This is a genomic window from Burkholderia sola, assembly GCF_905400185.1.
GTDB classification, from domain to species: Bacteria; Pseudomonadota; Gammaproteobacteria; order Burkholderiales; family Burkholderiaceae; genus Burkholderia; species Burkholderia sola.
Window position 1 is genome coordinate 2,905,991 of the sequence record NZ_FR989675.1, and the last position, 12,524, is coordinate 2,918,514.

Sequence of the window (12,524 nt, forward strand, 5' to 3'; positions counted from 1 at the left end):
CGTGTCGCGCCCGCCCGTCCCGTTCCGGATGGCTGCCCGATGAGCCAGGCCAATCCGCCGGATTTCGACGCGGCCGCGTTCCGGCAAGCGCTCGGCCAGTTCGCGACGGGCGTGACGGTGATCACGACGCGCGCGCCGTCCGGCCAGCTGATCGGCATCACCGCCAGTTCGTTCAATTCCGTTTCGCTCGATCCGCCGCTCGTGCTGTGGAGCCTCGCGCACAAATCGGCGTCGACGCCCGTGTTCCGCGGCAACAGCCACTACGTGGTGAACGTGCTCGCGGCGTCGCAGCTCGACCTGTGCAAGCGCTTTTCGACCTACAAGGGCGACCGCTTCGAAGGGATCGCGCATGCGGCCGGCAACTCCGGGATGCCCGTGCTCGACGGCGCGCTCGCGTGGTTCGAATGCCACAACCGCAGCCGCTACGACGAAGGCGACCACGTGATCTTCGTCGGCGAAGTGGAACGCTGCGGCGTGCGCGCGGTATCGGACACGGCGCCGCCGCTCGTGTTCCACGGCGGCGGCTTCCACGGCCTCACACCGCTTTGATCGCCCCCGTGCGCGCCAGCCCGACCGGCGCGCCCGCTTCGTCCTTCAGCGTCTGCAGCACGATGTTCGAACGGATGTCCATCACGCCCGGCGCCTTGTACAGGCGGTTCAGCACGAAATCCGAATAGTGCTTGAGGTTGTGCGCGAGCACGCGCAGCAGATAGTGGCTCTCGCCCGTCACGACGAACGCGCCGACCACCTCCGGCCATTCGCGCAGCGCTTCCGCGAAGCGCTCGTGCCATTGATTTTCTTCGTTGCGCATCGACACCTGCACGAACGCCTCGAGCTCGAAGCCGAGCTTCTCGCGGCTCAGGCACGCGCGATAGTGCTCGATCACGCCCTGCTCCTCGAGCAGGCGCATGCGGCGCAGGCAGGCGGATGGCGAAAGCGAGATGCGTTCGGCCAGGTCGAGATTGCTGATTCTGCCCTCCTCCTGCAATACCGCCAGAATCCGGCAGTCGGTGGCATCGAGCGTGATCGCGTGCATTTTTGGTCCCCGTTTTCCCTCTGAGTCGAATTATCTGCCAATCCGGCGGATTGTCCATGTTTATTTCGCAAGCACTTTCTGCGAGCGTCCACCTATCATTCGAAGCATCGATTCACGCTTCGTCATGCCATGGACACACTCTGGGACATTTCGCCGCCAGTCAGCCCCGCCACGCCCGTGTGGCCGGGCGATACGCCGGTTTCCGTCGAACGCGTGTGGCGGATGGAGGCCGGTTCGCCGGTCAACGTCGCGCGGCTGACGCTGTCGCCGCACACGGGCGCGCACTGCGACGCGCCGCTGCACTACGACGCCGACGGCGCGCCGATCGGCGCGGTGCCGCTCGACACCTATCTCGGCCCGTGCCGCGTGATCCATTGCATCGGCGCATCGCCCGTCGTGCGGCCGGCCGATGTGGAAGCCGCGCTCGACGGCGTGCCGCCGCGCGTGCTGTTGCGCACTTATGCGCGCGCCGCGGTCGAGCAGTGGGACAGCAACTTCTGCGCGGTCGCGCCCGACACCGTCGACCTGCTCGCCGCGCACGGCGTGAAGCTGATCGGCATCGATACGCCGTCGCTCGATCCCCAGGAATCGAAGACGATGGATGCGCATCACCGCGTACGCGCGCACCGGATGGCGATCCTCGAAGGGATCGTGCTCGACGACGTGCCGACCGGCGACTACGAACTGATCGCGCTGCCGCTGAAATTCGCGACGCTCGACGCGAGCCCCGTGCGCGCGGTGCTGCGCGCGCTGCCCGCGCAGGCTTCCTGACTACCCGACCTACGACCTCACATCATGATGATCAAGACCCGTGAAGATGCGCTCGCGCTCGACCGCGACGACCCGCTGGCCCCGCTGCGCGACCAGTTCTCGCTGCCCGACGGCGTGATCTACCTCGACGGCAACTCGCTCGGCGCGCAGCCGCGCGCGTCGGCCGCCCGCGCGCAGCAGGTGATCGGCGCCGAATGGGGCGCAGGCCTGATCCGCAGCTGGAACACGGCCGGCTGGTTCGCGCTGCCGCGCCGCCTCGGCGACAAGCTCGCGACGCTGATCGGCGGCGCGCCCGGCGAGACGGTCGTCACCGACACCATCTCGATCAACCTGTTCAAGCTGCTGTCCGCGATGCTGCGCCACCAGGCCGAGCGCGCGCCCGAGCGTCGCGTGATCGTGTCGGAGCGCTCGAACTTCCCGACCGACCTGTATATCGCGCAAGGGTTGATCGAGCAGCTCGGCGGCAACTACGAACTGCGCCTGATCGACGATCCGGCCGACCTGCCCGGCGCGCTCGGCGCGGACACGGCCGTCGCGATGATCACGCACGTGAACTACCGCACCGGCTACATGCACGACATGCCGGCCGTCACGCAACTGGTGCACGATGCGGGCGCGCTGATGTTGTGGGATCTCGCGCACTCGGCCGGCGCGGTGCCGGTCGATCTGAACGGCGCGCGCGCGGACGGCGCGGTCGGCTGCACGTACAAGTACCTGAACGGCGGCCCCGGCTCGCCCGCATTCGTGTGGGTGCCGCAGCGTCACCTCGCGCATTTCTCGCAGCCGCTGTCGGGCTGGTGGGGCCACCGCGCGCCGTTCGCGATGCAGCCGGGCTTCGCGCCCGATCCGGGCATCGCGCGCTTCCTGTGCGGCACGCAGCCGATCGTGTCGATGTCGATGGTCGAATGCGGGCTCGACGTGTTCCTGCAGACCGACATGCAGACGATCCGCCGCAAGTCGCTCGCGCTGACCGACGCGTTCATCGCGCTCGTCGAGGAACGCTGCGCGGGCCTGTCGCTGAAGCTCGTCACGCCGCGCGCGCATCACCAGCGCGGCTCGCAGGCGAGCTTCGAGCATCCGCACGGCTACGAAGTGATGCAGGCGCTGATCGCGCGCGGCGTGATCGGCGACTACCGCGAGCCGTACGTGCTGCGCTTCGGCTTCACGCCGCTCTATACGCGCTTCGCCGACGTATGGGATGCGGTCGAGACGCTGCGCGACATCCTCGCCACCGACGCGTGGAAGGCGCCCGAGTTCGCCGAACGCGGCGCGGTGACCTGAGCGGTATTGCGTGGCGCGCCGCCGCCGCATGCGCAGCGCGCGCCACGCGTTCGTCATTCAAATCTGGAGAAAGTCGTGAATTCTGGTCACATGCAGCCGCCCGGCGGCGACGCGCCGGCAGGCTGCCCGTTCTCGGGCACACGCGCCGCACAACCGGCGCAAGCCGCGCACGAGGCCCCGCACGTGCCGGGCGAGGCCAACGCTCAAGCCGGCTGGCACGACGCGCAGCTCGATTTCTCGAAGTCGATGAGCTATGGCGACTACCTGTCGCTGAATTCGATCCTCGACGCGCAGCATCCGCTGTCGCCCGATCACAACGAGATGCTGTTCATCATCCAGCATCAGACGAGCGAACTGTGGATGAAGCTCGCGCTGTTCGAGCTGCGCGGCGCGCTCGACGCGGTGCGCACCGACGCGCTGCCGCCCGCGTTCAAGATGCTCGCGCGCGTGTCGCGCATCCTCGAGCAACTGGTCCAGGCGTGGAACGTGCTGTCGACGATGACGCCGTCCGAGTATTCGGCGATGCGGCCGTATCTCGGCCAGTCGTCGGGCTTCCAGTCGTACCAGTATCGGCAGCTCGAATTCCTGCTCGGCAACAAGAACGCGCAGATGCTGCAGCCGCATGCGCACCGGGCCGACATCCTCGAACAGGTGCGCGCGACGCTCGAAGCGCCGTCGTTCTACGACGAGGTCGTGCGCCTGCTCGCGCGGCGCGGGTTCCCGATCGCGCCCGAGCGGCTCGAGCGCGACTGGACCCAGCCGATGCGGCACGACGAGACGGTCGAGGCCGCGTGGCTCGAGGTCTACCGTCATCCGCAGCAGCACTGGGAACTGTACGAGATGGCCGAGGAACTCGTCGATCTCGAGGATGCGTTCCGCCAGTGGCGCTTCCGTCACGTGACGACGGTCGAACGCATCATCGGCTTCAAGCAGGGCACCGGCGGCACGAGCGGCGCGCCGTATCTGCGCAAGATGCTCGACGTCGTGCTGTTCCCCGAGCTCTGGCACGTGCGCACCACGCTGTAACGCACGCGATGCGTCCGCACGTCACGACGACGTGCGGGCGAGTTCGTCCCCTTCGCGCGGCTGCGTTTGCGCGCGCGACAGCCGCGGAATGTGCCGCCGCACCGCGAGCAGCGCAACGCACACCGCGCCCATCGCAACGGCCAGCATCGTCAGGTACGCGCCCGCGCCGCCCGCCGTGATCACGAGCGCGCCCGCGAACGCGCTGAGAATCGCGCCGAGCCGGCCGAACGCGAGCGCGCTCGCGGTCCCCGTCGCGCGCACGGCCGTCGGGTAGATGTACGCGCACAGCGCATACATCGTCGACTGCACCGCATTGACGAACAGCCCGTGCAGGCCGAGCCCGACGATCAGCCAGTTCGTGTGGCGGCTCGCGTCGACGCCCATCAGCCACACCGCGCTCGCGGCGCCCCCGATGCTGCACAGCGCGAGCGGCCAGCGCGACCCCGCGTGCGCGATCGCCCACGCGCACAACAGCGCGCCGATCACGCCGCCGAGGTTGTACGCGGTGAGTCCCGAGCCCGCAACCGACACGCTCAACCCGCTCGCCGCGAGCATCGTCGGCAGCCAGCTGAATGCCGCATACACGGCGAGCAGACACATGAAGAACGCGCACCACAGCGCGACCGTGTCGCGCGCCTGCCCGCTCGCGAACAGCGCGCCGAAGCCGCCGCGGCCGCCCGGCGCGCGGGCGTCCTTCGCATCGGTGAACACGGTGCCCGGCGCGACCGGCCGCTGCATCCGCGCGAGCAGCGCGCCGAGTTCCGGCCAGCGCGCGGGGCGCCGCGCCAGATAGCGCGGCGATTCGGGCAACGCGCGCACGAGCACGAAGCCGAGCACGAGCGGCAACGCGCCGCCCGCGAAGAACAGCCCGCGCCAGCCGTAGCGCGGCAGCACCTCGTGCGCGAACAGGCCGGCCAGCATCCCGCCGAGCGGCACGCAGACGATCGTCGCGGTCACCATCATTGTGCGGCGCCGCGCGGGCGTGTATTCGGCGGTCATCGTCGTGGCGGTCGGCAGCGCGCCGCCGATCCCGAGCCCCGCGCAAAAGCGCAGGATCGCGATCGTCGCGACGTCGGGCGCGAACCCGATCGCGCAGGTCGCGATGCCGAACAGGAACACGCTGCCGATCACGGCCTGGCGGCGGCCGAAGCGGTCCGCGACGATCCCCGCGCACGCGCTGCCGATCCCCATCCCGACCAGCCCCGCCGCGACGGCCGGCGCGAACGCGCCGCGCGTGACGCCCCATTCGCGGATCAGCACCGGAATCGCGAAACCGATCAACTGGCCGTCGAAACCGTCGAGCACGATCGCGAGCGCGGCGAGCAGCACCACGCCGCGCTGCATCGGCGTGAACGGCCCGTCGTCGAGCGTCGTGCCGATGTCGACCGAGGGCGGCCGCCGTTCATTCAGTGCGTCGGGCGTGCTCATGCGGCCTCCGATGCACCGTGCGTCGGCGGCAAGAGGCGCGAACGGCGCGCGGCAAGACAACGGTATTCGATGGTTTTCATGGCGTCTCCTGTTGTCCGGGCTGGCGCGCGCACGCGTGCCCGGATCTCATGCTGTGCAGCAGTCGACCGGCGCTCATCGATCGGCACCGGTGTCTCGTCCCATCCTTCAAGATCCAGCGCCGTTGCTTCGCGCGCACGGCATCCGTATCGTCATGCGGCGCCAGCCGGCCGCCGGCCTGTTGCTCAGTTCGTCCGCGCGTCGATCAACCGGACCAGCGCGAGCAGCGTCTCCGCATGCGGCACCGCGACGCCGGTTTCGCGTGCGGCCGCGACGACCTTGCCGCTGATCGCATCGATTTCGGTGCGGCGCCCCGCGAGCACGTCCTGCAGCATCGACGGGCGATGGCCGAGATGGTCGCGGATCGCATGCTCGACGTTGCGCGCGATGCGCTCGCCATCGACCGCGATGCCCTTCGCGCGCGCGACGGCGGCCGTCTCCGCCGCGATCGCGAGCGCGAGCCGCGGCCCGTCGTGATGATGGCCGAGCTGGTCGACGGTGCAGCCCGTCGCCGCGCACAGCGTGTTGAGCGCCGCGTTGAACGCGACCTTCTCCCAGATCGCGGCCCATACGTCGGCGTCGAGCGTGCACGCGAGCCCCGCGCGCGACAGCGCGTCGGCCACCGCCGCCGCGAACGGGCGCGCCGCGCCGTCGGCCGTCATCATGCGGATCGTGCCGGCGCCGTGCGAGCGCACGTGCGCGGGCCCGGCCGCATCGGCCGGCCACGTCGTCACGCCGACCAGGATGCGCTCCAGCGGCACGAACGCATTCAGCGTCTCGACGTTGCCGAGCCCGTTCTGCAGCGTCAGCACGAACGTGTCCGACGTCAGCAGCGCGCGCACGCCATCGAGCGCCGCGCGCGTGTGCAGCGATTTCGTGAAGACGATCAGCAGGTCGAACGGTGTGTCGGGCGCGCCGGCCGCGGCCGCATTCGCGGCTTCCGGTCGCACGGCCTGCAGCGTGCGAATGCGCCGTTCGCCGCGATCGTCGTCGATGCGCAGCCCGTCGCGGCGGATTGCATCGAGATGCGCATCGTTCACGTCGATCAGCGTGACGGCTTCGCCGCTTTCGGCGAGCCGCCCGCCGAACAGCGAGCCCATCGCGCCCGCTCCCAGAATCGCGATTCTCATCGTCGGCCGCCTCGTCAGAATGGGTAGTGGCGCGGGGCCGTCTGCACGGTGATCCAGCGCAGGTCGGTGAACGCGGCGATGCCGGCGTTGCCGCCGAAGTGGCCGAAGCCGCTGTCCTTCACGCCGCCGAACGGCATCTGCGCCTCGTCGTGCACGGTCGGGCCGTTCACGTGACAGAGGCCCGATTCGATGCGCGCCGCGACGCGCAGCGCCCGCGCGACGTCGCGGCTGAACACGGCCGACGCCAGCCCGAACGCGTTGTCGTTCGCGCAGCGGATCGCGGCCTCCTCGCCGTCGACGCGCACGATGCCCTTCACCGGGCCGAACGATTCTTCCGCATAGACGCGCATCGCCGGCGTCACGTGGTCGAGCAGCGTCGCCGGAAACAGCGTGCTGTCCGCCTTGCCGCCGCACCGCAGCGTCGCGCCGTGCGCGAGCGCATCGTCGATCAGCGCGTTGCAGCGCTCGACGGCCTTGGTGTCAATCAGCGAACCAAGGACGACCGGCCCGTGGCGCGGGTCGCCGAGCGGCAGCGACGCGGCCTTGGCGGCGAGCTTCGCGACGAACGCATCGGCGATCGACGCGTCGACGACGATGCGCTCGGTCGACATGCAGATCTGCCCGGAATTCGCGAACGCGCCGAATGCGGCCGCGGCGACCGCCGCGTCGAGGTCGGCATCGTCGAGCACGACGAACGGCGCCTTGCCGCCGAGCTCCAGCACCGCCGGCTTCAGATGGCGCGCGCACGCTTCGGCGACGATCCGCCCGACCCGCGTCGAGCCGGTGAAATTCACGCGGCGCACGGCCGGGTGCGCGATCAGCGCGTCGACGACGGCGCCCGCATCGTCGGGCGCGTTCGTCACGAAGTTGACGACGCCCGGCGGCAGCCCGGCCTCCTGCAGCGCCTCGACGACCAGCCCGTGCGTGACGGGGCACAGCTCCGAGCCTTTCAGCACGATCGTGTTGCCGCACGCGAGCGGCAGCGCGAGCGCGCGCGTCGCAAGGATCACCGGGGCATTCCACGGCGCGATGCCGAGTACGACGCCGGCCGGTTGCCGCACGCCCATCGCGAGCGAGCCCGGCACGTCGGACGGGATCAACTCGCCGCCGACCTGCGTGGTCAGCGACGCGGCCTCGACGAGCCCGCTCGCCGCGAGCTGCACGTTGAAGCCGGCCCACAGCGCGGATGCGCCCGTTTCAGCCGCCATCGCGGCGACGAACTGCTCTTGCTTCGCTTCGAGCGCGGCGGCCGCCTTCAGCAGCAAGGCGCGCCGCGCGCCGGGGCCGCGCGAGGCCCAGCCGGGAAACGCACGGGCAGCCGCATCGGCCGCCGCGCGCGCATCGTCGACGGTGCCTGCGGGCGCGGCCGACGCGATGTCGCCGTCGAGCGGGTTGCGGCGCACGAAGGTCGCGCCGCTGGACGAGTGGCGGCGTTCGCCGCCGATCAGCATCGCTACGGTTTGCATGGAATCTCCGGAAAGACGCGCGCGGCGCGTCAGGCAATCTCGACTTCGACGACGACTGGCGTCGCCGCACGCAACGCGTCGGTCAGCGTGTCGCGCAGGCGCGCCGCATCGGCCACGCGCACGCCGCGGCAGCCCATCCCTCGCGCGAGCGCGACGAAATCCAGGTCGGGCAGATCGGTGCCCTGCACCGGGTCGCTCGGGCCGAAGCCGAACACGGGCGCAAAATCCTGCAGCGCCGCGTAACGCCGGTTGTTCAGGATCACGAACGTGATCGGCAGCTTCAGTTGCGCGGCGCTCCACAGCGCCTGGATCGAATACAGGCTCGAGCCGTCGCCGATCAGCCCGATCACGCGCCGGCCCGGCCGCGCGAGCGCGACGCCGACGGCGGCCGGCATCCCGTAGCCGAGCCCGCCGCTGTCCATCGTGTAGAACGTGCCGCTGCGCGTGAACGGCAGATGCTCCTGCATCACCGGCCGCGCGCTCGGCGCCTCCTCGACGACGATGTCCTGCGCGTCGCGCACGTCGGCGAGCGTCTGCAGCGCGAACGCGACCGACATCCGCTCGCCGGCGGCGGGCGCATCGACGCGCACCCGCGGCGCGCGCGCCTCGGGCATCGGCCGCTCGGGCGGCGCGGGCCGCGCCAGCAGATCGCGCGCGGCGAGCCGCAAATTGCCGACGACCGCATCGCCCGACGGCGTCCACGCGGCGACGCCCGGATCGTCGACGAGCTGCACGAGCGTCGCGCCCGGCGGCACGTGCGGGCCGAAGCCCTCGATGTGATAGGTGAACGCGGGCGCGCCGAACGCGAACACGAGATCGTGCCCGTCGAGCCGCGCGACGATCTTCTCGCGGATCGCGCTCAGGAAGCCGGCGAACAGCGGATGGTCCTCCGGAAAGCTGCAGCGCCCGGACATCGGCGCGACGTACACGCGCGCACGGTGCCGCTCGGCGAGCCGCACGACGTCGTCCCACGCGCCCGCGCGATCGACGGCCGCGCCGACCACGAACGCGGGGCGCCGCGCGGCGTCGAGCGCGTCGCCGAGCCGGGCGAGCGCGTCCGGATCGGGCCGGACGACGCTGCTGACGTCACGGCGCGGCAGCCACTCGGCCGGCTGGTCCCAGTCGTCGACCGGGATCGACACGAACACGGGGCCGCGCGGCTCCTGCATCGCGATCCGGTACGCACGCGCGATCGCGGCCGGCACGTCCTGCGCGCGCGCCGGCTCGATGCTCCATTTCACGTACGGCTTCGGCAGCTCGGCGGCCTGCGTCGCGCCAAGGAACGGATCGAACGGCAGAATCGCGCGCGCCTGCTGGCCCGCGGTGACGATCAGCGGCGTGCGGTTCTTGAACGCTGTGAACAGATTGCCCATCGCGTTGCCGACGCCCGCCGCCGAATGCAGGTTGACGACCGCCGCGTTGCCGGTGGCCTGTGCATGGCCGTCGGCCATCCCGACCACGACGGCTTCGTGCAGGCCGAGCACGTAGCGGAAATCGTCGGGGAAGTCGCGGAACATCGGCAGCTCGGTCGAGCCGGGATTGCCGAACACGCGGTCGATGCCGAACTGGCGGAGCAAATCGATCACGGCGTCGCGGACGGTGATCGATGCGGCGGAATGGGACGGGGTGCCGGACATGCTCGGGCGTCTCCTCGATGGCTTGGCGGTTTCCACAGTATCGAAGCGCAAGCCATTCACGGATACTGTATTTTCTGCGAAAAGCCATTACGTCCCCGCATGACTTTCGATCTCCGACAATTGCGCGCGTTTACGACGATCGTCGCGTGCGGCAGCCTCGGCCGTGCGGCCGACGCGCTGCATGTCACGCAGCCGGCGCTGAGCCGGATCCTGAAGCGGCTCGAGGAGCAGGTCGGCGCGCCGCTGTTCGAACGCCATTCGAAGGGCGTGCAACTCACCGCGTTCGGCGAAGCGTTGCTGCCGCACGCGACGCTGCTGCAGCACGAGGCCGAGCATGCGCGCGAGGAACTGGACGCGATGCGCGGGTTCGCGAAGGGCACGATCAAGGTCGGCACGGTGGGCAGCATCGCGAGCCTCGTGCTGCCGGTCGCGGTCGGCCGCGTGCTCGACCGCTGGCCGAACCTGCGTGTCGAAATCATCGAGGGCGTGTGGGACCGGCTCGCGGAAGGGCTGATCAAGCACGAGATCGACCTCGCGCTGTCCGCGCACGGGCCCGATACCGACGAGATCGTCGCGATTCCCGAATGCCGCTGGGAAGATCGCAGCCATATCGTTGCGGCGCCGCACCATCCGCTGCGCGCGCTCGGCCGCGCACCGACGCTCGCCGATACGCTGCACGCGCGCTGGGCGATTCCGCCGCGCGGCACCGCGCCGTTCGACCACATGCGCGCGACCTTCGACGCGCACGGGCTGCCGTTGCCCGACATCGCGGTCGAGACGCGCTCGGTCATCACGCTGAAAAGCCTGGTCGCGCATGCGGGCTTCCTCAGCTGGATGGCCGAGCCGATGGTCGGCGCCGAACGGCGCGCCGGCACGATCGACACGCTGCCGGTACGCGAAGTCGTCGCGGTGCGCACGCTCACCGCGTTCCGGCGCCGCCACGGGATCCTGCCGGGGCCGGCCGGCAAGCTGCTCGACGAACTCGTCGCCCTCACGCGCGAAGGGCGCTGACGCCTTTTTCCTCCGGCGCCGCCCCACTCGCCCTGCCCCGTACGCCACCGCAGCGCACCATCGAAATGCCGTGTCCGCGCCTTGACTTTCGCTCGCCCGAATACGATCATTCGCTCACACAAAGAGCAAATGATCGTATTCGACAGGATAGACAGCCAGGAACAGGAGACACGGATGAGCGAATCGCCCTCCGCCCACGCGCCCGTGCTGCTGCACATCGGCGCGGGCTCGTTTCACCGCGCGCACCAGGCGTGGTATCTGCATCGCGTGAACGCGGCCGTGCCGGCCGACGAACGCTGGTCGCTGACCATCGGCAACATTCGTGACGACATGCACGCGACGATGGACGCGCTGGCCGCCCAGCACGGCGCGTACACGCTCGAAACCGTCACGCCGCAAGGCGAACGCGCGTACGAGACGATCCGTGCGATCACGCGCGTGCTGCCGTGGTCGATCGACCTCGCCGCGCTGATCGACGCGGGCGCCGATCCAGCCTGTCGGATCGTGTCGTTCACCGTCACCGAAGGCGGTTACTACCTCGACGAACACAACCGGCTCGACGTTGCGAACGCCGATCTCGCCGCCGACCTGCAGGGCGCGCGCACGACGCTGTACGGCGCGCTCGCGGCGCTGCTCGCCGAACGTGTGAAGCGCGGCGCGGGCCCGCTCACGCTGCAGAGCTGCGACAACCTGCGCAACAACGGCGCACGCTTTCGCGCGGGGATGCGCGAATTCCTCGAACGGCGCGGCGACGGCGGCCTGCTCGCGTGGTTCGATGCGCACGTCGCGACGCCGAGCGCGATGGTCGACCGCATCACGCCGCGCCCGACCGCCGACGTGCGCGAGCGCGTGCGGGCGGCCACCGGCATCGACGACGCGTGCCCGGTGATGGGCGAATCGTTCATCCAGTGGGTGATCGAGGATCGCTTCGCGGCCGGCCGGCCGCGCTGGGAACTGGCCGGCGCGGAACTCGTCGACGACGTGCATCCGTACGAGGAAGCGAAGATCCGCATCCTCAACGCGACGCACAGCTGCATCGCGTGGGCCGGCACGCTCGCGGGCTACACCTACATCCATGAAGGCACGCACGACGCGGCGATCCGCCGCTTCGCGCACGACTACGTGACGCAGGACGTGATCCCGTGCCTCACGCCGAGCCCGCTCGATCTCGCGCGCTATCGCGACGTCGTGCTGGAGCGCTTCGGCAACCCGTACGTGCTCGACACGAACCAGCGCGTCGCGGCCGACGGCTTCTCGAAGATTCCCGGCTTCATCGCGCCGACGCTCGTCGAATCGTTCGCGCGCGGCGCCGCGCCGGTCGCCACCGCCGTGCTGCCCGCGCTGTTCCTGCGCTTTCTCGAACGCTGGGCGCGCGGCACGCTGCCCTATGCGTACCAGGACGGCGTGATGGACGACAGCAGCGCACGCGCGATCGTCGAAGCCGACGACCCCGTCGTCGCGCTGTGCGCCAACCGCGCGCTGTGGGGCTCGCTCGCCGGCAACGCGGCGCTGTTCGATGCGTTGCGCGCCGGGCTCGCGCGCGTCGACGCCTGGCTCGCCGCGCGGTGACGACGCGCGCGCCGGCGCCCGGCCGCGCAGCCGGGCGAACCCGCTTGGCACAGGCCGTGCGGCACGGCTAAAGTAGCGGCTCCTCACCGAC

Annotated in this window: 11 protein-coding genes; 6 read left to right on the plus strand and 5 right to left on the minus strand. The window is 70.4% G+C overall.

Going from position 1 to position 12,524, the window contains the following annotated elements:
- Positions 1-39: 39 nt before the first annotated feature.
- A complete protein-coding gene (locus tag KR541_RS13420) occupies positions 40-549 on the plus strand; it encodes a flavin reductase family protein (RefSeq protein ID WP_050017021.1) in 510 nt (169 codons plus the stop codon).
- Here KR541_RS13420 and KR541_RS13425 read toward each other — a convergent pair.
- Complete coding sequence (locus KR541_RS13425; RefSeq protein WP_006477992.1) at positions 536-1,036, minus strand: Lrp/AsnC family transcriptional regulator; 501 nt, start codon at positions 1,034-1,036, stop codon at positions 536-538. The genes KR541_RS13420 and KR541_RS13425 overlap by 14 nt on opposite strands.
- 129 nt (positions 1,037-1,165) lie before the next feature.
- Between KR541_RS13425 and kynB the strand changes: the two genes are divergently transcribed.
- The 3 genes from kynB (at position 1,166) to kynA (ending at position 4,114) form a co-directional block, all read left to right on the plus strand.
- The gene (gene kynB, locus KR541_RS13430) at positions 1,166-1,807 is read left to right on the plus strand and encodes an arylformamidase (protein WP_050017019.1); all 642 of its coding nucleotides are present in this window, start codon (positions 1,166-1,168) and stop codon (positions 1,805-1,807) included.
- Positions 1,808-1,834: 27 nt separating this feature from the next.
- Complete coding sequence (gene kynU / locus KR541_RS13435) at positions 1,835-3,088, plus strand: kynureninase (RefSeq protein WP_373452494.1); 1,254 nt, start codon at positions 1,835-1,837, stop codon at positions 3,086-3,088.
- A gap of 90 nt (positions 3,089-3,178) precedes the next feature.
- The gene (gene kynA / locus KR541_RS13440) at positions 3,179-4,114 is read left to right on the plus strand and encodes a tryptophan 2,3-dioxygenase (protein ID WP_050017015.1); all 936 of its coding nucleotides are present in this window, start codon (positions 3,179-3,181) and stop codon (positions 4,112-4,114) included.
- Positions 4,115-4,135: 21 nt separating this feature from the next.
- On the opposite strand, the gene KR541_RS13445 is transcribed toward kynA, so the two are convergent.
- The 4 genes from KR541_RS13445 to mdlC all read right to left on the minus strand — a co-directional run bounded on the left by KR541_RS13445 (position 4,136) and on the right by mdlC (position 9,853).
- A complete protein-coding gene (locus KR541_RS13445) occupies positions 4,136-5,542 on the minus strand; it encodes an MFS transporter (protein WP_050017013.1) in 1,407 nt (468 codons plus the stop codon).
- A gap of 263 nt (positions 5,543-5,805) precedes the next feature.
- A complete protein-coding gene (locus tag KR541_RS13450; RefSeq protein WP_124595539.1) occupies positions 5,806-6,750 on the minus strand; it encodes a ketopantoate reductase family protein in 945 nt (314 codons plus the stop codon).
- A 14-nt stretch (positions 6,751-6,764) separates the two neighbouring features.
- Positions 6,765-8,216, minus strand: a complete 1,452-nt coding sequence (locus KR541_RS13455) for an aldehyde dehydrogenase family protein (protein WP_050017009.1) — start codon at positions 8,214-8,216, stop codon at positions 6,765-6,767.
- A gap of 29 nt (positions 8,217-8,245) precedes the next feature.
- Entirely contained in the window at positions 8,246-9,853 is a 1,608-nt protein-coding gene (mdlC, locus tag KR541_RS13460; RefSeq protein ID WP_050017007.1) for a benzoylformate decarboxylase, read from the minus strand.
- A gap of 99 nt (positions 9,854-9,952) precedes the next feature.
- Here mdlC and KR541_RS13465 point away from each other — a divergent pair, with 99 nt between their 5' ends.
- Together KR541_RS13465 and dalD are read left to right on the plus strand one after the other, a co-directional pair.
- Positions 9,953-10,864, plus strand: a complete 912-nt coding sequence (locus tag KR541_RS13465) for a LysR family transcriptional regulator (protein WP_050017005.1) — start codon at positions 9,953-9,955, stop codon at positions 10,862-10,864.
- A gap of 174 nt (positions 10,865-11,038) precedes the next feature.
- Positions 11,039-12,433 carry a D-arabinitol 4-dehydrogenase gene (gene dalD / locus KR541_RS13470; RefSeq protein ID WP_050017003.1) on the plus strand — a complete coding sequence of 465 codons (1,395 nt, stop codon included), beginning with the start codon at positions 11,039-11,041 and terminating at the stop codon, positions 12,431-12,433.
- The last annotated feature ends 91 nt before the right edge of the window (positions 12,434-12,524 follow it).